Origin of the sequence: Lentibacillus saliphilus (assembly GCF_019093865.1) — a bacterium.
GTDB classification, from domain to species: Bacteria; Bacillota; Bacilli; order Bacillales; family Amphibacillaceae; genus Lentibacillus_B; species Lentibacillus_B saliphilus.
Map to the genome: position 1 here is coordinate 247,980 of NZ_JABJXD010000003.1, position 18,501 is coordinate 266,480.

The following is an 18,501-nucleotide window of genomic DNA, read 5'->3' on the forward strand; positions in this document are numbered from 1 at the left end:
TCTACCCCCTTTTATTTTTTAAATGAAATTCCGTTTACAATCAACTCATGTACACTAGATACTTGATTCATTAAATCGTATTTTTGATCCTTCATCACCCAGTTTGTGACCACTTCATCTAGTGTTCCAAAGATCATCTGTCGAACAAGCGGACGATTCAAATCTGGGCGAAATAACTGTTCTTCGATTCCTTCGTCAACAATACGGTCAATCACTGTTAAATAAGGTTTCAGAACATGATTAATATCGAGCCTTAACGACTTTTTAGATTGTCTAAGTTCAAGTTGTGTAACGATCGCTAAGTGATGATCATTGGCGAGTTGTTGAAAATGCATTTCAATTAATGTGTACAATTTTTCTTTTGCATTATGCTTCTTATTTGTGCTCTGAACAATTTGCTCAATAAACTGCCCCATTTTTTCTTTAAAAACAGAGACGAGAATATCTTCTTTGTTTTTAAAGTAAAGATAAATTGTTCCATCTGCTACCCCAGCTTCACTAGCAATCTTTGAAACCTGTGACTTATGATAGCCATTTTCAGCGATGACACGAACGGCTGCATCAATAATTTGTTTGTATTTAGGCTTTTGTTTCCTCATATTCATCTCTCTCTTCCTGACTGTCGCCGAAAATGAATGAATAATCATTCATAACATATTGTACGCACTCACTCATAAAAAGTCAAACTAGGGCCTGTCTCTTTTGGGATTAAAAAAAACAAAGTATCAAGCTAATTGTTTTGCATCTTCTTTTTATCTTCGTCGATTAGCTTACGACGTAAAATCTTACCAACAGCTGTTTTAGGTAACTCTTCCATGTACTCATAAATACGCGGTACTTTAAACGGTGCAAGATGAGTTCGACAATGCTGATTTAACTCTTCTTCAGTCGTATGATAACCCGGCTTTAAAACAATATAGGCTTTGACAGTTTCACCCCGATACGGATCAGGAATACCTGCTACGGCTGCCTCTTGTATCGCCTCATGTTCATACAAAATTTCTTCTACCTCTCGCGGATAAATATTGTAGCCGCCTGCAATAATCATATCTTTTTTACGATCTACAATATAGAAATAGCCATCTTCATCCATATAACCCATATCTCCAGTGAACAGCCAACCGTCCTTTAACGTTTGATTTGTTTCCTCTTCATTGTTCCAGTATCCTTGCATAACCTGCGGACCTTTTACTGCAATCTCGCCAACTTCTCCAATTGGGGCTTCTTCCATTGTAGCCATATCAAATACTTTTGAATCCGTATCTGGCCAAGGTACACCAATGCTACCATTAACGCGCTTTGACCATACAAAATTAGCATGTGTAACTGGAGATGTTTCAGTTAACCCGTAGCCTTCAACAAGCTTTCCACCAGTCAGCTGTTCAAATTGCTGCTGAACCTCAACAGGTAAAGGAGCAGAGCCACTGATACAAGCTTCAATCGAGGACAAATCATATTTCTTTAAATCAGGATGGTTCAATAGTCCAATATAAATAGTTGGTGCGCCTGGGAACAATGTAGGCTGTTGCTTCTCGATTGTCTTTAAGACATCTTCTGGCTTGAACTTCGGCATAAGTACCATGTTCGCCCCAATCATAATAGCCATGTTCATAACCGTTGTCATCCCGTACACATGAAAAAATGGGAGAACACCGAGAATCGTCTCTTCACCTTCTTTTACTTTATAAAGCCATGAACGGCACATATGAACATTAGATACAAGATTATAATGTGTAAGCATGACGCCTTTTGGGTGACCAGTCGTTCCACCGGTATATTGCAGCAAAGCTAAATCATTGACGGGGTCAATTTCTGTTGGGTCATAAGTAGCAGGGGTGTTTTTCATGATGGATGACCAAACATGGGTCTCTTCATTCGGCTCGACTTTAACGACCATGTTGTATTCTCTTTTCTGGATGAAGGGGTAGATCTTATTTTTAGGAAAAGGAAGGTAATCCTTTATTCCCGTTACGATGACATGGTTCAGATCTGTGTCGTCTTTAACATTCAAAACACGCGGTAATAATATATCAAGACAGACAATGTAGGTCGCACCAGAATCCTTCAACTGATATTCCAGTTCTCTCTCTGTGTATAATGGATTCGTTTGAACAACGGTTGCACCTGCCATTAAAGCTGCATAATACGAAATGACAGCCTGTGGACAGTTAGGAAGCATGATACTGACGCGATCCCCTTTTTTCAAACCGAGTGACTGGAAATATCCTGCCATTTGCTTAACTTCATGCTCAAGTGATTCATACGTCATCTCTTTACCCATAAAATGAAGCGCTTTCTTTTTTGGGTATGCATATGCGCTATCTAATAAAAATTGATGGAGCGGCTTCTGATCATAAGCAATTGATATCGGAATTTCTTCAGGGTAATGCGCATGCCACCTTTTTTGTTCCATAGCATTTCCTCCTTTTTAAATAAGCTTAATTTCTATTATACCGATTACTTTCTTTTTTTTGAACATATTTGAATTGAAATTTTTAAATCAATCGTATGATCGGTCATTTTAGCTTATTCAAAAAGATTTGATGGCATGCACCTTTAACGTTATATCCAAAAAATAATACCAATTACGATAAAAATTGCTGCGACCCCAATTAAAATTTTTGCGAGAACTCCCAGAACATCCAATGTACGCCCCCCTATCCGATACTGGCTCCAATGATAAACGATAAACCAATCGAAATAACCATTGAGATTAATCCAACCGCTCGATTATCCTGACCAATTTCTTCATCCACCTTGATGTTTGGCGTCAAAAATTCAAATAAGATATACCCAAATAGCAACAAGATAAAACCAAATACACCCCAACTAATGCTCTGTAGCAACGTATCATTGTGTTCAATTGAATAACGAAACACGTTTGCAACACCAAATAATTTACCACCAGTTGCCATAGCGACAGCAATATTCCCTTTTTTAATTTCAGTCCAATTACCATACGACGTAATTAATTCAAACACAGCCATAAACACGAGTGAACACAAAACAACAACACTATAACGCGCTGCTGTTTCAACTAGCACATGCTCCCAAAATACCTCCATTGACGACGGCCTCCTTCATCTCTGTTCCGGTTATTTTAAATTCAGAATGGTGACACCGCTGCCACCTTCCTCCATATTTCCGCCACGGTAATCATTAATATGGGGATGTGCCTTTGCAAAATCTTGAACACCCGTTCGTAAAGCCCCAGTCCCTTTACCATGTATAATAGACACTTTAGAATGGCCTGCCAATAGTGCATCATCAATATATTTTTCAAGCTTTAACATTGCCTCTTCATAGCGTTCTCCACGCACATCTAATTCGATCCCAACGTGATATGCTGATCCTTTAATCGTTGCCAGCGGTTTCGTCGGTGATTGGCTTTTTTGTTTTATGAGCTGGAGGTCTTTGCGCTTCACCTTAACCTTCATAATGCCGACTTGAACTAAAAATGTATCTTCATCTATTTTTTCAAGTACAACACCTTGCTGGTTCACGGTTAATAATTTGATATCATCACCAGCTTGTATGTGTTGAGCCTTTTTACCAGCTGGTTGTTCGGATTGCTTTTTAACATCCGTCAATTCTGGCTGTGCTGCTTCAAGTTTTTTCCGTGCTTCTATCCATTTATGTTCCTTCAAGCTCGTTTCTGTTTTCATTTGCCTCATCTCAGCTACGATCGCTTCAGCTTCATCTTTTGCCTCACGTAACGCTTTGGCCGCTTTTTCTTCAGCTTTTTGATAAAGTGTGTCTCGCTCCTGCTGAAAGGCTTGCCACGCTTGAGATAGGTCTTGACGTAACCGTTCACTTTCTTCAAGAATTGTATGCGCCTCGGAGAATTCCTGCTCCGCTTGTATGCGTGATTGATCAAGAGATGCAATCATATTTTCAACATTTTTTGAATCAACGCCAACGTGATTTTTGGCGTGTTGAATAATGCTGTCATTCAAACCGAGACGTTTAGAAATATCAAACGCATTACTTCGACCAGGGACACCTAGTAACAAGCGGTATGTTGGCTGCAGTGTTGCAACATCAAATTCAACTGATGCATTAATGACCTGATCTCGATTATACCCGTATGCCTTGAGCTCTGGATAATGTGTTGTTGCAATAACGCGCGCGCCTCGAGAGATCACATCATCAAGAATCGCAATCGCGAGTGCTGCACCTTCTTGCGGATCTGTTCCAGCACCTAACTCATCAAACAAGACGAGTGTGTTAGCGTCTACTTGATCAATTATTTGAACAATGTTTGTCATATGAGAAGAAAATGTACTTAAATTTTGTTCGATCGATTGTTCATCACCAATATCAGCAAAAACATCTTTAAACACAGCGAGCTCGCATCCATCGAGTGCAGGCACTTGTAAGCCCGCTTGTGCCATGAGCGTACATAAGCCGACCATTTTTAACGTCACCGTTTTACCACCCGTATTCGGACCAGTAATAACGATGGCGGAATAGCCTTCCCCTATTTCAACATCATTGGCAACGACTTCTGATTGAGAAATGAGCGGATGTCTTGCTTGCTTCATCTTAATGATGCCTTGATCATTAAGTTTCGGCATCGCACCCTTCATGTCCCCTCCAAGCTTAGCACGAGCAGCAATGACGTCGATTTTAGCAAGAATTAAGACGTTATGCTCAAGTGCATCCGCATGCTCTGCAATGTCATGCGTGAGCTCACGTAAAATCCGCTCTATCTCTTGGCTTTCTTTCGCTTTTTGCTCTTGTAATTGATTGTTCAAATCAACGACAGCTTTCGGCTCCATAAAAAGCGTTTGACCTGACGCGGATTGGTCGTGGACGATACCACCTAATGTGCCTCTATGCTCATGCTTAACCGGCAAAACATACCGATCGTTACGAATGGTAATAATCGCATCTGATAATAAATTGCTGTTTGATTTTAAATAGCTATCAAGCTTCTCTCTTATTCTCGACTCATACGTTCTAATCGAAGTTCGAAGGCTACGCAAACGACTTGAAGCACTGTCCATCATGTGCCCATGATCGTCTATACAATTCGTAATATGCCTTTCTAAGTCGCGGAACGGCTCAATTTGCTCGCTAAGCCCTGATAACAACGGAATATCTGCTTCAAGATTATTCAAGAAGCGCTTCGCCTGTCGACCACCATAGAGCGTATTAGCGACATCAAGACATTCGCCTGTATTCAGCAACCCACCTATAATACTTCGCTTAAGACTTGCACGTATATCAACAATTCCTCCAAGTGGAATCGATTCATTCAAACGCAAAATTTGACTAGCCTCATCTGTTTCAGCATGTAAATGACGCACTTCATCTAAATCGGTTAACGGTTCAATATGCTTACACATATCTTTCCCTAGCGTCGTTTGCGCATGCTGCTGTAGCTGTTCAATGATTTTATTGAACTCGAGTACGTATTTAATCCGTTCGTTCATCTTTACTTACCCCTTTTGATCACCTTTTCTTAGACAGGAATTCCTGTAATTGATTAAGTGACCACGTGTTTATAACGCTCGCTTTTTTAATCCAACCTTTTTGGGCTGTTCCAACACCATATGTCATATGATTGAGCATTTGATAGGAATGAGCATCAGTATTAATCGCAATTGCTACGTTGGCCTTCTGAGCAATGGATAACCATTCAGCTGATAAATCAAGCCGATTCGGATTGGCATTTAATTCGAGTGCTGTTCCTGTTTTGGCTGCATAGTCAATTAACTGATGTACATCAACAGCATACCCATTACGTCTACCGATTAGGCGCCCGGTTGGATGCGCAATCAACGATACATACGGATTGTCCATAGCCGCAAAAAGTCGCTTCATGATATCTTGTTCACTCTGATTAAATGCTGAATGAATGGCACCGATAACAAAATCAAGTTCCTGAAGAAATGCGTCCTGAAAGTCAAGTGAGCCATCAGGTAAAATATCCATTTCAACGCCTGAGAACACATGAATATCATCATATTTTTCATTTATGCGGTTAATTTCTTCACATTGTTGACGTAAGCGTGTTTCATTTAAACCGTTTGCCACACGAAGATACTTTGAATGATCTGTAATTGCGATATATTCATAACCCAGCTTGCGCGCTTGGTTGACCATCTCTTCTACAGATTGACCACCATCACTCCAAGTCGTGTGCATATGAAGATCACCACGAATATCAGTACGATTGACAAGGTCTACTGGAGCTTTAAATGCACTTGTTTCTCCGGTATCTTCACGTACTTCTGGCGGGATGTATTGAAGACCGAAATGTTTAAAAAATTCCGATTCCGAACGGAAGGTTAATGTTTCGCCTGTTGCTTCAACATCAACACCATATTCGCTAATTTTTTCTCCTCTTGCTTTTGCGAGTTGGCGCATAGCGACATTATGATCTTTAGAGCCTGTAAAATGATGCAATGTCGTTGCAAATGTCTCTGGCTCGACTAAACGGAAGTCGACATTAATATCATAAGTATGTGCCATTGTAAGTGAGACTTTAGTCAGGCCTTGGGCGATTACTGCTTTAACATGCGTCATTTGCAACAATTGATCTCGAACAGTTGCTGGATCGGTCGTTGAAATAATATAATCAATATCTTTAACAGTTTCTTGCATACGTCGCATACTGCCTGCGCGAGAATATGTGATCACTGAAGGCATAGTATCCAGATAGGCTTCAATTTGTTCTGCAACAGGGATTAACATTGCAAGCGGCAATCGCTCCGGACGCTTCCCAGCATCATCTAATGCTTGGACTAATTTTTCCACTGACTTCTTTCCGAAACCATCTAACGCTTCTACTTGTCCATCCAAGCAAGCAGCTTTAAGTGTTTTGGCATCCGTAATACCCAATTGCTGATATAATTTAGCTAACTTTTTTCCACCAAGTCCGGGAAGCTTTAACAGAGGTACTAGACCTTGGGGAACATCAGACTCTAGCTGTTGTAATGTTTCTGAGTGTTTATGGTGTACGTATTCTTCAATAACGGCTGCTGTCCCTTTGCCAATGCCGCTAATTTTTCTAACATCTTCTATGTCGTCTAACGATCGGTTGTCCCGCTCAAGTGCCATCGCAGCTTTTCGGTAAGCAGATATTTTGAAGGGGTTTTCCCCTTTGAGCTCAAGATAAATTGCAATTGTTTCCAGCAGTTTAATGACATCCTTTTTGTTAATGTCACCCATTGTATATGCACCTGCCTTTTGTAATCTTTTTAATGGACACAACATATAACAGGCTGATCAAATGTGTGTTCTGCGTCCCTGTGCACAGCGTATACGCTAAAACATACCACCTCAATCAGCCTAGTCGTCCATATGTTCATCAATTATTCATTCCCAAGCCACATCGCTTGGATACGTTCTGATAAAACCGGGGTTTGTTCAATTATAAATTGCGCGATCGATGCATCACCTAACCATTCTTGCACACTACCAATCGGTACAAGCGCTAATATGTATAGCACGACGAATAAGATTAAGTACATTTCCAAAAAACCGAGCACTGCACCTAAAATACTATTAACCGAATTTAATAATGGGAGTGATGCAACAAAATCAAGCATTGATGCAACAATTTGTATAACTATTTTAACGGCAAAGAATATCATCGCAAACGCTATGGCATTATAAAAGCCTGCCTCTAAAGGTAACGACTGTAAGAACACGGCCCACGTACTGTCACTCGACAATTCCGGATAAGGAATCCATAGTGATAATTGAGCTGCCAGTGTGTCATAGTATGCCGCTGCTACGATAAAAGCAATAATAAATCCAGTTAAATGAACGGCTTGTAGGATAAGACCTCGTTTTAATCCCATTACAAAGCCAAAAATTAGTAAAATGAGTAATAACACGTCTATCATGTTTTATTAATCCTCTTTCTGCTTCAGTTTCCCCATCAATGTCGCATAATCTTCTTTGAGTTTCATATAATCATTCATTGAATTAACAGCTGTGAGAACAGCTAGCTTAGTCGTGTCTAATCCAGGATTTCTATTTTGAATATCCCGCATTTTCTGATCGACCAGACTGGCAACGAGTCTCACGTGTTGTGCTGACTCCGTTCCTTTTATAGTATAAGTACGATTATAAATTTCAACTGTAATGCGCTCATGATTGTTTCTGGTCACACGAATTCCTCCTTCGTGAAAAAAATGCCACATATGCGGTTTCGCCGCACCTAAAACAAAAAATAACTCACTTCATATTAACATGAACTTGACGGTTTGGGAAACAACAACACTATAAAATTCATAAGGTTTAGCCTACAAGAAAAGAAACCGTAAAAAGTTAAAAAGATATCTATTCAGCCACGAAGAGCAGCTTTCCTAAAATGCGTGGAAAGCTGCTCTTCGTTTCTTGTCTTCAGACTATATTAAGTACGAACGTAAGCGTTATACATATCATTAACTGTTTTAATGATGTTTTGAAACGATGCTTCTACCTCTTCATCCTTCAAGGTTTTTTCAGGATGTTGGTAAATGAGATGGTAAGCGATTGATTTTTTACCTGCTGTCAAATGCTCACCTTGGTAAACATCAAATACGGATACATCTTTTACAAGAGGGGCACCTGTTTGTACGATTGTTTGCTTAATATCAGCAGCCTGAACAGATTCATCAACAACAAAAGCAACATCACGAGCAATAGATGGATATTTAGCGATCGGTTCATAGGCCAACGTATGTGTGAACATCTCAAGTATCGTATCGATGTTAACATCAAATACATACGTATCCTTTAAATTAAGATCCTTTGCAAGCTTAGGATGAACTTGGCCAAGGAATCCGACTGTTTTCTCACCAACATAAATGGCAGCACATCGGCCTGGATGCATATCAGTTAGCTTCAGCGCTTTAAACGTGACTGGTAAATTTAGAAAATCAAATAAGCCTTCGATAATACCTTTAACGACATAGAAGTCAACTGGCTTCTGCTCGTTCTGCCACGGCTGATTCAACCAAAGACCTGTTAGCGCTCCAGCTAACCGTTCTTGCTCTTGAGGCTGTTCTGTCAATTCGCTTTCTTTGGACAAAAAGACACGTCCAAGCTCGTAATAAGCCATATCCGTCTGTTTGCGCGCCACATTATATGAGAAGGAATGAAGCAGCTCTGATAAAATACTTAGACGTAAGTATTCATGATCGGCTGTCATTGGCATTGCCAAGCGAACCGGCTTATACCCTTCATCACGATTTTCAGGGCTAACAAGGCGGGTAGCAGCCGCTTCATTTGTTAAAGAATACGTAATGGTTTCCATTAAGCCGGCGCCTTCCATGAATGCCTTCATCTGTCTCTTGAGGTGTTGACGATTTGTGAGACGACCAGATTGCGAGGCTCCTCCTGGAAGTGTAAAAGGCAAATTGTCATAGCCATGAATTCGAGCAATTTCCTCAAGCATATCTTCAAAAATTGTAATATCACCACGGCGCGTTGGAATCGTTACGGTGAAATCCGCTTCATTTTGTTCATATTCAAACTGTAATCGATCAAAAATATGGCCAGCTTCACTATGATCTATTTCTGTTCCAAGTCGTTTATTGACGGTATCCATATTTACAGCGATCGTTTTTGGTTGAATATCCAATTCATTAAATACAGCAGCACCTGTAAGGATGTCTGCATCGGCATATGTTTGTAGGAGCTGACACGCTCTCACACCGGCACGATACACACGTTCTGGATCTATCCCTTTTTCAAAGCGTGTACTTGAATCACTCCGCAGTCCCGTTTCCTTTACCGTTCGGCGCACGGTAATTGGATTAAAGTAAGCAGCCTCAAGTAATATATGCTGTGTTCCATCGTGAACCTCAGTGTCAGCACCACCCATGACACCCGCCAATGCGACTGGTTTTTGACCATTTGTAATGACGAGATTTTCGCTTGATAGAACACGCTCTTGTCCATCAAGTGTCACAATGGTTTCTTTATCCTCTGCACGTCTCACAACAATTTGATCGGACTGTAATCGCTCAAGATCAAAAGCATGAAGCGGTTGACCATATTCCATTAACACATAGTTTGTGATATCAACAACGTTGTTAATAGGACGAATGCCGGCAGCCATTAAAGCATTACGCATCCAAAGCGGAGATGGCTTTACGACAGCATTTTTTATTATAAAGGCAGCATAATAAGGGTTTAAATCAGGGTCCTTCACATCAACACGAACGAGGTCTTCTGCTCGTTCTGGAATGGTCTGTAACTGTTCATCCGGTAAATTCAATGGACGCTCTAAAATTGCTGACACTTCATAAGCGACACCGAGCATGCTTAGACAGTCTGCTCTGTTCGGTGTTAAGTCAAACTCCAGAATGGCATCGTTTAAATTTAACAGCGATTCAATCGGTTCACCGACTGTCACATCTTCGGGGAACACAAAAATCCCTTCAGCTACATCTTTTGGAATGTACTGCTCATTAATCCCAAGCTCTTGTAATGAACAGATCATTCCATTGGATTCTACACCGCGTAGCTTCACTTTTTTAATTTTCATGTTTCCTGGTAACACAGCACCAGGCTTTGCTACAGCAACCTTTTGCCCTTGAGCGACGTTCGGTGCTCCACAGATAATCTGTAATGTCTCTGTGCCAACGTTCACCTGACAAAGATTTAACTTGTCAGCATTCGGATGCTGTTCACACGTTTCAACATACCCAACAACAACGTGGTCACTTTTTTCTGCCACGTATTCTATGCCATCGACTTCAATCCCTGATTTCGTAATTTTTTCAGCGAGTTCTTCAGGGGTGTGCCCGCTTATATCAACATAGTTACTGAGCCAATTCAGTGAAACTTGCATATCTATTTCCCTCCATTAAGCTTGATGGTATTGTGTCAAAAATCGTTTATCATTAATGTAAAAATGACGGATATCACTAATGCCGTATTTAAGCATGGCAATTCGATCAGGCCCCATGCCAAATGCAAAGCCAGTGTAAACTGACGGATCATAACCAGCCATTTCTAACACTTTTGGATGCACCATGCCCGCGCCAAGAATTTCAATCCAGCCAGATTGTTTACACACTGAGCATCCTTTTCCATCACACATTTTACATGATATATCCATCTCTACAGATGGCTCAGTAAATGGGAAAAAGCTTGGTCTTAGGCGGATATCACGGTCTTCACCAAACATATGCTTGGCAAATGTATCAAGGACACCCTTCAAATCACTCATCCGGACATTTTTATCGACATAAAGTCCTTCAATTTGTGTAAACTGGTGCGAGTGGGTTGCATCGTCTGTGTCTCGGCGATACACTTTGCCTGGACAAATCATTTTCACAGGTTTCTGTCCTTCATATTCCCGCATCGTTCGTGCTTGAACAGGAGATGTATGTGTTCTGAGTAACAGCTCATTCGTTATGTAGAATGAATCTTGCATATCTCTTGCAGGATGATCTTTCGGTAAATTTAACGCTTCAAAATTAAAATAATCCGTCTCTACTTCAGGACCTTCTCTGACTTCAAAGCCCATCCCGATAAATAAATCTTCAATGTCTTCGATCATTTGCGTTAACAAATGCTTTCCACCAACGTTGACTGGGCGGCCTGGTAACGTAACATCAATCGCTTCTTTCGCAAGTTTTTGCTCCATAGCGACCTGCTCTAATTGGTCCTGCTTCTCTTCAATTGCTTCTGTGATCGCTTGGCGAACTTGGTTTGCGATTTCACCAACAACTGGTCTTTCTTCCGCTGAAAGCTTACCCATCCCACGTAATATACCTGTTAGAGATCCTTTTTTGCCTAAATAAGCGACTTTAACGTCTTGTAGGCCTTGTGAACCCTCAACTGTTTGAATCTTATCCAGTGCTTCTTTTTGAAGTGCCTGCAATTGTTCCTTCACTGTTAAAAACCTCCTCATTTTATGACTGACGTCTATCAGTAATCCATTTTTGCGATCGACTATTAACACTGCTTTTATGCCAATAAAAAAAGCCCACTCCCTAAAAAGAAGGGACGAGGCTGTTCGTCGCGGTACCACCCTTATTGACACAGTTATTGTGTCCACTTTCGATTGATAACGGATCTTAAATCCGGTACACCTTTCCTCTACACAAGAGTCCAAGTGCCTACTCCAGAGTGAAATGACGATAACATCCAGTTGTCATACTTTCAGTCAAGGCATGACCTCCCTTTATCTGGTTATAGCTACCATCCTGCTCCTTCAACGCAAATGATATTAAATTTTACTTTATTATAGTTAAATTAAGATGAAGTTGCAAGCTATCCTTTAATATAATACATTAAAATGGCCGCTGCAATACTCACATTCAAAGATTCAGCGCGACCTCGAATTGGGATCGAGACAATTTGATCTGCTTGCTTAATCAAATCTTCGGAAATACCCGCCCCTTCATTACCAACGATAAGCGCCACTTTTTCTTCTGGCTGAACGGTCGTATACGTATGGGCATGTTCTAGCGCAGCTGCCCAAACAGCAAATCCGTCCGCTTGTAATGCGTTTACTTGATCGTGAAGGTCTGCTTGAATAACTGGTATATGAAACAACGACCCTTGCGTTGAGCGAATGACTTTATCATTGTAAACATCAGCAGAGCCATTTCCTACTATGACACCATCAAAGCCAGCTGCATCTGCTGTTCGTATCATCGTACCTAAGTTACCTGGATCTTGAACCGCGTCAATCAGTAAGATATGATGACCAGTTACTTGAGATGGTTCCTTGAACTCAATAATTGCGCCGATTCTTTGAGGTTGTTTCGTTGTCGTCAAATAATCAAACACGTGATCAGATACAACTGTAAGTGGATAATCTGCGCACACTGTTGGCACCTGTATGTGTTCGCCAATAACGATGTGCTTAACAGGCCATTCACTTGTGATCGCCTCTTCTACGAGATGAAACCCCTCTATCCAAAAGGCTTGTAGTTGTTCACGACCTTTTTTTGTTTGGAGCTTTTTCCATTGCTTAATGTGTTCGTTCTTTTTTGAAGTAATCATTCTGCTTCAGTCCTGTGATTTATTTTATGTCCACTACATAAACATACCCTTATTGGTCACAATAACGTTAAACTGACCGAAAGGGTGATGAGTGTGGATCTCAATTTACGTAAAGCCATCATATCAAATATTGCTTCCAATGACCAGAAGCAACTTGAAGCGACGATCGTCGATGCCATTCAAAGTGGCGAAGAAAAAATGCTACCAGGACTTGGTGTATTGTTTGAGATTATATGGAATCAATCAGATGACAATGACCGCCAGGAAATGATTGATGCACTAGAGCAAGGCGTCCAACAACAAAACACTTAAGAAAAGGATAGATGCCGTGCGCATCTGTCTTTTTTAATATTTGCCTTCTATGCCATTTATAGTAAAATAGAAGGACAAGTAATGTTGGGGGCCTCGAACATGGATATTAGATCTTTACAAATGATAATGCAGTCACAAGCAATGTCCATTTTGGCAAATGGAAATACATTCAGCAAGCATTCGCCACTGTTTGACATCACATTTGAACAAATGCTCGCGAGCGCGATGAACACAACGCCAACCACACAAGGAAACAGTGTCAACTTGAATAATGGCATGACACGTAGCACCTTTCAACCGAACGTTTTGCAATCACAATCTGATTTTGACACGATTATTTCGGAGCAATCACATATACATCAAGTCGATCAAGCATTAATTCGCGCTGTTATAAAAACGGAATCAAATTATAACAACTTCGCTAAAAGTCATGCAGGCGCACAAGGCTTAATGCAATTAATGCCAGGAACAGCACGTGGACTAGGTGTAACAGATCCTTATGATCCTAGGCAAAACATTGCTGGTGGAACGAAATATTTAAGACAAATGCTCGACCGGTATGATGGTGATCTCAAACTTGCGCTAGCTGCTTACAACGCAGGTCCAGGTAATGTCGATTCACATAACGGAATTCCGCCTTTTAAAGAAACACAAGCATATGTAGAAAAAGTACTGACAGCATATTACAACAGTTAAACAGAAAGGGTGCCAACCATAGAGTGGCACCCTTTTTATCATGCAATTAAGATAATGTAACTTGTTTAACAGTCTCTTTGTCCATCTTCTTGATTGTTGCAACAATCAATTTAACGGCATTTTCAAAGTCATCACGATGCAATATCGCAGCGTGCGAGTGAATGTATCGTGTTGCAATTGTAATTGCTAAAGACGGTACACCATTTGCCGTTAAATGAATTGATCCGGCATCTGTACCACCGCCAGCTATTGCAGAGTATTGATAAGGAATATTGTTCTCTTCTGCTGTATCGACGACCAAGTCACGTAACCCCTTGTGGGAGACCATTGATGCATCGTATAAGATAATTTGTGGACCTTCACCAAGCTTGCTATCAGCCTCATGATCACTCACGCCTGGCGTATCTCCAGCAATACCTACGTCAACAGCAAAGCCAATGTCCGGCTTTATTGTATGTGCAGCTGTTTTTGCACCACGTAAACCAACTTCCTCTTGAACCGCACCGACGCCATAAACAACATTCGGATGATCTGTATCTTTTAACTGTTTAAGCACTTCAATAGCGATGGCACAGCCAATTCTGTTGTCCCACGCTTTAGCGAGGAGCATTTTTTCGTTATTCATCTTCGTAAATTCAAAATAAGGCACGACTGAATCACCAGGGCGTACACCGAATTCAGCTGCTTCATCCTTGCTTGATGCACCAATATCAATAAACATATCTTTAATGTCAACTGGCTTTTTACGCGCCTCTGCAGACAGGATGTGTGGTGGTTTTGAACCGATAACACCAGTTACATCACCTTTAGACGTCATAATTGTAACGCGCTGCGCAAGCATTACTTGGCTCCACCAGCCACCAACAGTTTGAAAATAAACAAATCCTTTGTCATCAATACGTGTAACCATAAAGCCGACCTCATCAAGGTGCCCTGCCACCATAATGCTAGGACCTGATTCATCACCAGTTTTTTTAGCGATTAAGCTGCCTAAGTTATCCGTTGTGACCTCATCAGCAAATGGTGCAATATAGCGCTCCATAACATCACGTGCTTCTTTTTCGTTACCAGGGATACCTTTAGCATCCGTTAGATCTTTAAGCATTAGCTCTGTTTCGTCTAATTTTGCCATATGTAAATCGAACCTCCTCATATTTATGTCTAATAATTATACTCCTTTTCAAATCACTTTCAAACTATTGTGCATTAATAACCTTGCTGTTGCCTTGTATAGTTTGTCTTATTTTTTGCCATATACGCGTTATAAATATCTGTTTCTCCAATTCCGAGCAGCTTTCCAAGCTCAATATAGCGCTCAAACATTTTTTGATAGTTCTGGGACGTCGGCGCTTCATTAAAATAGATGCAACCTGAGAACACCAAATTAAATTGTGTCGTTAGATCCACAGTCGGTGTTGTAACGTGTTCTTCATGATATTCATACCCTTGATCAAGACCGATGGACATGAGGAAATGAATGCCGTCCACATATTCTTCTTGAATTGTTTCAATACCGCTCGGTTGTTTGTTACTCCAAAACTTAAAACATCTCGTTTCGTTTGCTAATTCTCCTAGCTCTACTAACAAGGCAAGCATTCTTTCCTTTTCCAAATTAGCGTTTGACAAGCTATGATTCTTTTCTATATACGTATCCAATTGTTTTTGCATTGTGTACAATTCTGACCAATTCATCATTGATGCCACCTTTCTATTGCCCATTATTATAGCATGAATAGAAAACTGTTGAATAATGAAACCTATTTACCCGCTCTTTCGTACAAAGAATAAACACAGTCAGGGAGACGGTTTGATTATGATCATCCTTTTGTTTCAAATGCTCATTTTCATCGCATTAATCGTATTGTTTTATACAATCTTGCAATATTTTCGCAATCCACAGCGAAAACTTGATCTGGCGCGTCGTTCACAAGATTTTTATCTGCTTGATGAACCACAGAACAACATTAAAAATATGCATTTCGTCTATAAAGGCTGTTATTTCGAAGGAGAGAAATACCTCGGCACAACAGAGGATGCATTTGAAGTCGTCAACATTCAAGTCATTGTACGGGAACCAATGGAGCTGAGAGGGCTGTCTCGGGATGACCTTTACTTTTTGGAAAAAGAGCTCCTAATCCGTTATCCGTACGCCAAAATTGAATGGAAGCACCCGATAAACCAATTGCTTATTAAAAAAGATGAATAAAAAAAGAGCTTGATTCCGTAATGAGGCCGGATCAAGCTCTTTTTTTATGTGCTAACTTGAAAGAAATCATGCCATTTAATGATGATTTCCTTCCGCCTTAATACGTACAGCAAACATAATATCGCAACTAATAGGGCCATAATATGCACAGGAGAAAGCTGGGAGAGAGATTGGCCAATGGACGTATAAATGAGCGCCAGCGGGATGTTTGATAACAGAGAGGATTTGGCATAGTCTTTAAAGCCTCCAGTTATTTCAATCAAGCATAAAGACAAGAGATGAAAGTGAATAAACGGAACGAGGCGCAGCAAGGTAATTTGTGGCATTGTAAAACGTGAATGTTCGCCGAGTAGCTTTTTTTTCACGTTTAATAATTTATTTAATGTCTGTGGCATCCAGCGAATAACACCGTAAAAGAACACGCTTGATAACGTGATACCGATGATGGAATATACTGTGCCAGCCACCGCTCCAAACAACACACCGCCTGATATACAAATGATGACGACAGGTAGAAAAAACAATGGACGTAACAGATGAAAGCCAATAAATAAAATGGGCGCAAATAAACCACCCGTTTCTACAAAAGCCATCAAATAGCTACCGGCCACTTCCATGCTCTACCCCCTTTATCTAAGGTGACGTACGTCCTATGTATATGACATAAGACGAGCCTTTATGACAATTGAAGCTGATTTATCAAGAAAAGTACACCGATAAACTGGATAATGGTCAGAGCTGGCAGTCCTAATACAAATAACGTATGCTTCGTCTTATGGCGAAATAAATACATGCCCAGCCAACCACCTAATGCGCCTCCCATAGCAGCATATATCCAGATTGTACGCTCTCTAATGCGAAATTGTCCGTGGATCGCCTTATATTTATCAATTCCCATGATTAATAATAACAAAACTGAAACAACACTTATGTATATGAATAATGAAGACAATGTCATGACTTAGGCTCCTTTATACAAAAATAGAGCCGAATCAATCAAATGATCCGACTCTATCCTAAATTAGTTTAGTGCAGCTTTAGCTTTTTCAGCGAGTTGTGCAAATGCTTGTTCATCGTTAACAGCTAGATCTGCTAGCATTTTACGGTTAACATCGATGTTAGCAAGCTTCAAACCGTGCATAAGCTTGTTGTAAGACAAGTCATTCATACGCGCTGCAGCATTAATACGTGCGATCCATAGTTTACGGAATTCACGTTTTTTCTGTCTGCGGTCACGATAAGCATACTGACCTGATTTCATTACTTGTTGTTTTGCTGTTTTAAATAACGTTCTCTTCGAACCATAATATCCTTTGGCTAACTTAAGGACGCGTTTACGACGTTTGCGCGTAACGGTACCACCTTTGACACGTGCCATATTTATACCCTCCTAGATAGAAACCATTTCAATTTTCGTAGTGTTTATTTGTAAGGAAGCATTGTTTTAATCCGACCGTAATCTGCTTCCGAAACAGTTGAATTTTTACGTAATTTACGCTTTTGTTTTTGTGATTTGTTAGCAAACATGTGGCTTGTGTACGCATGGGCACGCTTCAGTTTGCCAGTTCCTGTTTTTCTAAAACGTTTTTGTGAGCCTTTATGGCTTTTCATTTTAGGCATAACCATTTCCTCCTAGTATGTGGTTCAATTACTTTTCGTTAATTGGTGCAAGCATGATGAACATATTACGACCTTCCATTTTAGGTCTTGATTCAACCGTTGCAATATCCTTTACTTCTTCTGCAAGACGATCAAGAACCTCACGGCCGAGTTCCTTATGCGTAATCATACGCCCACGGAAACGAACAGCAGCTTTTACTTTATCGCCTTTTTCAAGGAATTTTCGTGCGTTTTTTAATTTCGTATTAAAGTCGTGATCACCGATACCAGGGGTAAAACGGACTTCCTTCACCTGGATGATCTTTTGGTTCTTGCGTGCTTCTTTTTCTTTCTTTTGTTGCTCATAACGATACTTCCCGTAGTCCATAATTCGGCACACGGGTGGTTTTGCGTTAGGTGCAACTAAAACAAGATCAAGATTGCGTTTCGTAGCAATTTCCAATGCGTCCTGACGTGATTTTACGCCAAGCTGATCACCGTTTGAATCAATGAGTCTCACTTCTCGTGCACGAATCTTCTCATTGACATTCATATCTTTGCTAATAGCCAGCCACCTCCATATAATTTGGTTACTGATCCTGACAAGTGACATATGCTCATAAAAAAAGTGTCGGTACAATCATGCACCCACACTTCTCCCATTTTTTATCATGAAAAAGAATTTAACCAGTCAACTGCACATATGCGTTGATCAGGTGAGA

20 protein-coding genes and 1 other annotated feature (1 of these 21 cut by a window edge) are annotated in these 18,501 nt (G+C 40.5%); of the genes, 3 read left to right on the forward strand and 17 right to left on the reverse strand.

The features are described 5' to 3' along the window. Window positions 1-11: 11 nt before the first annotated feature. From fadR to HPC67_RS07640, 10 genes are all read right to left on the reverse strand, one after another. On the reverse strand, window positions 12-599 hold the full coding sequence (fadR, locus tag HPC67_RS07595) for a fatty acid metabolism transcriptional regulator FadR (protein WP_217587081.1): 588 nt from the start codon (window positions 597-599) through the stop codon (window positions 12-14). 131 nt (window positions 600-730) lie between these two features. Continuing rightward, on the reverse strand, window positions 731-2,413 hold the full coding sequence (locus HPC67_RS07600) for a long-chain-fatty-acid--CoA ligase (protein WP_217586910.1): 1,683 nt from the start codon (window positions 2,411-2,413) through the stop codon (window positions 731-733). 244 nt (window positions 2,414-2,657) lie between these two features. Continuing rightward, window positions 2,658-3,065: a DUF350 domain-containing protein gene (locus HPC67_RS07605; protein ID WP_217586912.1), complete on the reverse strand. Its 408-nt coding sequence runs from the start codon at window positions 3,063-3,065 to the stop codon at window positions 2,658-2,660. A 30-nt stretch (window positions 3,066-3,095) separates the two neighbouring features. Then, entirely contained in the window at window positions 3,096-5,438 is a 2,343-nt protein-coding gene (locus HPC67_RS07610) for an endonuclease MutS2 (protein WP_217586914.1), read from the reverse strand. 19 nt (window positions 5,439-5,457) lie between these two features. Next, on the reverse strand, window positions 5,458-7,179 hold the full coding sequence (gene polX / locus HPC67_RS07615) for a DNA polymerase/3'-5' exonuclease PolX (protein WP_217586915.1): 1,722 nt from the start codon (window positions 7,177-7,179) through the stop codon (window positions 5,458-5,460). Window positions 7,180-7,322: 143 nt separating this feature from the next. Continuing rightward, on the reverse strand, window positions 7,323-7,859 hold the full coding sequence (locus tag HPC67_RS07620; protein ID WP_217586916.1) for a CvpA family protein: 537 nt from the start codon (window positions 7,857-7,859) through the stop codon (window positions 7,323-7,325). 6 nt (window positions 7,860-7,865) lie between these two features. Beyond that, the gene (gene zapA, locus HPC67_RS07625) at window positions 7,866-8,159 is read right to left on the reverse strand and encodes a cell division protein ZapA (RefSeq protein WP_246569821.1); all 294 of its coding nucleotides are present in this window, start codon (window positions 8,157-8,159) and stop codon (window positions 7,866-7,868) included. Window positions 8,160-8,371: 212 nt separating this feature from the next. Next, window positions 8,372-10,798 carry a phenylalanine--tRNA ligase subunit beta gene (gene pheT / locus HPC67_RS07630; protein WP_217586918.1) on the reverse strand — a complete coding sequence of 809 codons (2,427 nt, stop codon included), beginning with the start codon at window positions 10,796-10,798 and terminating at the stop codon, window positions 8,372-8,374. Between the two features lie 15 nt (window positions 10,799-10,813). Then, a complete protein-coding gene (gene pheS / locus HPC67_RS07635) occupies window positions 10,814-11,848 on the reverse strand; it encodes a phenylalanine--tRNA ligase subunit alpha (protein ID WP_217586919.1) in 1,035 nt (344 codons plus the stop codon). 380 nt (window positions 11,849-12,228) lie between these two features. After that, window positions 12,229-12,966, reverse strand: a complete 738-nt coding sequence (locus HPC67_RS07640) for a TrmH family RNA methyltransferase (RefSeq protein ID WP_217586920.1) — start codon at window positions 12,964-12,966, stop codon at window positions 12,229-12,231. Between the two features lie 93 nt (window positions 12,967-13,059). Here HPC67_RS07640 and sspI point away from each other — a divergent pair, with 93 nt between their 5' ends. After that, on the forward strand, window positions 13,060-13,278 hold the full coding sequence (sspI, locus tag HPC67_RS07645; RefSeq protein WP_217586922.1) for a small acid-soluble spore protein SspI: 219 nt from the start codon (window positions 13,060-13,062) through the stop codon (window positions 13,276-13,278). A 99-nt stretch (window positions 13,279-13,377) separates the two neighbouring features. After that, the gene (locus tag HPC67_RS07650) at window positions 13,378-13,974 is read left to right on the forward strand and encodes a lytic transglycosylase domain-containing protein (RefSeq protein WP_217586923.1); all 597 of its coding nucleotides are present in this window, start codon (window positions 13,378-13,380) and stop codon (window positions 13,972-13,974) included. A gap of 46 nt (window positions 13,975-14,020) precedes the next feature. On the opposite strand, the gene HPC67_RS07655 is transcribed toward HPC67_RS07650, so the two are convergent. Together HPC67_RS07655 and HPC67_RS07660 are read right to left on the reverse strand one after the other, a co-directional pair. Next, window positions 14,021-15,106, reverse strand: coding sequence for a M42 family metallopeptidase (locus tag HPC67_RS07655; protein WP_217586924.1), 1,086 nt, complete (start codon window positions 15,104-15,106; stop codon window positions 14,021-14,023). 74 nt (window positions 15,107-15,180) lie between these two features. After that, window positions 15,181-15,666 carry a dUTP diphosphatase gene (locus tag HPC67_RS07660; protein ID WP_217586925.1) on the reverse strand — a complete coding sequence of 162 codons (486 nt, stop codon included), beginning with the start codon at window positions 15,664-15,666 and terminating at the stop codon, window positions 15,181-15,183. 121 nt (window positions 15,667-15,787) lie between these two features. Here HPC67_RS07660 and HPC67_RS07665 point away from each other — a divergent pair, with 121 nt between their 5' ends. Next, the gene (locus tag HPC67_RS07665) at window positions 15,788-16,180 is read left to right on the forward strand and encodes a sigma-w pathway protein ysdB (RefSeq protein ID WP_217586926.1); all 393 of its coding nucleotides are present in this window, start codon (window positions 15,788-15,790) and stop codon (window positions 16,178-16,180) included. A gap of 44 nt (window positions 16,181-16,224) precedes the next feature. Here HPC67_RS07665 and HPC67_RS07670 read toward each other — a convergent pair whose 3' ends face one another. The 5 genes from HPC67_RS07670 to infC form a co-directional block, all read right to left on the reverse strand. Then, window positions 16,225-16,797: a TVP38/TMEM64 family protein gene (locus HPC67_RS07670; protein ID WP_217586927.1), complete on the reverse strand. Its 573-nt coding sequence runs from the start codon at window positions 16,795-16,797 to the stop codon at window positions 16,225-16,227. Window positions 16,798-16,856: 59 nt separating this feature from the next. Beyond that, the gene (locus HPC67_RS07675; RefSeq protein ID WP_217586928.1) at window positions 16,857-17,138 is read right to left on the reverse strand and encodes a DUF1294 domain-containing protein; all 282 of its coding nucleotides are present in this window, start codon (window positions 17,136-17,138) and stop codon (window positions 16,857-16,859) included. Between the two features lie 63 nt (window positions 17,139-17,201). Beyond that, a complete protein-coding gene (gene rplT, locus HPC67_RS07680; RefSeq protein ID WP_217586929.1) occupies window positions 17,202-17,558 on the reverse strand; it encodes a 50S ribosomal protein L20 in 357 nt (118 codons plus the stop codon). Window positions 17,559-17,602: 44 nt separating this feature from the next. Next, on the reverse strand, window positions 17,603-17,800 hold the full coding sequence (rpmI, locus tag HPC67_RS07685; protein ID WP_217586930.1) for a 50S ribosomal protein L35: 198 nt from the start codon (window positions 17,798-17,800) through the stop codon (window positions 17,603-17,605). Between the two features lie 28 nt (window positions 17,801-17,828). Continuing rightward, the gene (gene infC / locus HPC67_RS07690) at window positions 17,829-18,332 is read right to left on the reverse strand and encodes a translation initiation factor IF-3 (RefSeq protein WP_217587082.1); all 504 of its coding nucleotides are present in this window, start codon (window positions 18,330-18,332) and stop codon (window positions 17,829-17,831) included. Between the two features lie 63 nt (window positions 18,333-18,395). Then, window positions 18,396-18,501, reverse strand: a sequence feature (ribosomal protein L20 leader region); it runs 23 nt beyond the window's last position.

What these genes read in the sequence shown, in the direction of transcription:
- infC (WP_217587082.1), bottom strand. Translation starts at nt 18,332, where the DNA reads ATGAATGTCAATGAGAAGATTCGTGCACGAGAAGTGAGACTCATTGAT.
- HPC67_RS07640 (WP_217586920.1), bottom strand. Translation starts at nt 12,966, where the DNA reads ATGATTACTTCAAAAAAGAACGAACACATTAAGCAATGGAAAAAGCTC.
- rpmI (WP_217586930.1), bottom strand. Translation starts at nt 17,800, where the DNA reads ATGCCTAAAATGAAAAGCCATAAAGGCTCACAAAAACGTTTTAGAAAA.
- HPC67_RS07620 (WP_217586916.1), bottom strand. Translation starts at nt 7,859, where the DNA reads ATGATAGACGTGTTATTACTCATTTTACTAATTTTTGGCTTTGTAATG.
- fadR (WP_217587081.1), bottom strand. Translation starts at nt 599, where the DNA reads ATGAGGAAACAAAAGCCTAAATACAAACAAATTATTGATGCAGCCGTT.
- polX (WP_217586915.1), bottom strand. Translation starts at nt 7,179, where the DNA reads ATGGGTGACATTAACAAAAAGGATGTCATTAAACTGCTGGAAACAATT.
- HPC67_RS07665 (WP_217586926.1), top strand. Translation starts at nt 15,788, where the DNA reads ATGATCATCCTTTTGTTTCAAATGCTCATTTTCATCGCATTAATCGTA.
- rplT (WP_217586929.1), bottom strand. Translation starts at nt 17,558, where the DNA reads ATGGCACGTGTCAAAGGTGGTACCGTTACGCGCAAACGTCGTAAACGC.
- HPC67_RS07650 (WP_217586923.1), top strand. Translation starts at nt 13,378, where the DNA reads ATGGATATTAGATCTTTACAAATGATAATGCAGTCACAAGCAATGTCC.
- pheT (WP_217586918.1), bottom strand. Translation starts at nt 10,798, where the DNA reads ATGCAAGTTTCACTGAATTGGCTCAGTAACTATGTTGATATAAGCGGG.
- HPC67_RS07605 (WP_217586912.1), bottom strand. Translation starts at nt 3,065, where the DNA reads ATGGAGGTATTTTGGGAGCATGTGCTAGTTGAAACAGCAGCGCGTTAT.
- HPC67_RS07660 (WP_217586925.1), bottom strand. Translation starts at nt 15,666, where the DNA reads ATGAATTGGTCAGAATTGTACACAATGCAAAAACAATTGGATACGTAT.
- HPC67_RS07670 (WP_217586927.1), bottom strand. Translation starts at nt 16,797, where the DNA reads ATGGAAGTGGCCGGTAGCTATTTGATGGCTTTTGTAGAAACGGGTGGT.
- HPC67_RS07600 (WP_217586910.1), bottom strand. Translation starts at nt 2,413, where the DNA reads ATGGAACAAAAAAGGTGGCATGCGCATTACCCTGAAGAAATTCCGATA.
- HPC67_RS07610 (WP_217586914.1), bottom strand. Translation starts at nt 5,438, where the DNA reads ATGAACGAACGGATTAAATACGTACTCGAGTTCAATAAAATCATTGAA.
- HPC67_RS07655 (WP_217586924.1), bottom strand. Translation starts at nt 15,106, where the DNA reads ATGGCAAAATTAGACGAAACAGAGCTAATGCTTAAAGATCTAACGGAT.
- HPC67_RS07675 (WP_217586928.1), bottom strand. Translation starts at nt 17,138, where the DNA reads ATGACATTGTCTTCATTATTCATATACATAAGTGTTGTTTCAGTTTTG.
- zapA (WP_246569821.1), bottom strand. Translation starts at nt 8,159, where the DNA reads ATGTGGCATTTTTTTCACGAAGGAGGAATTCGTGTGACCAGAAACAAT.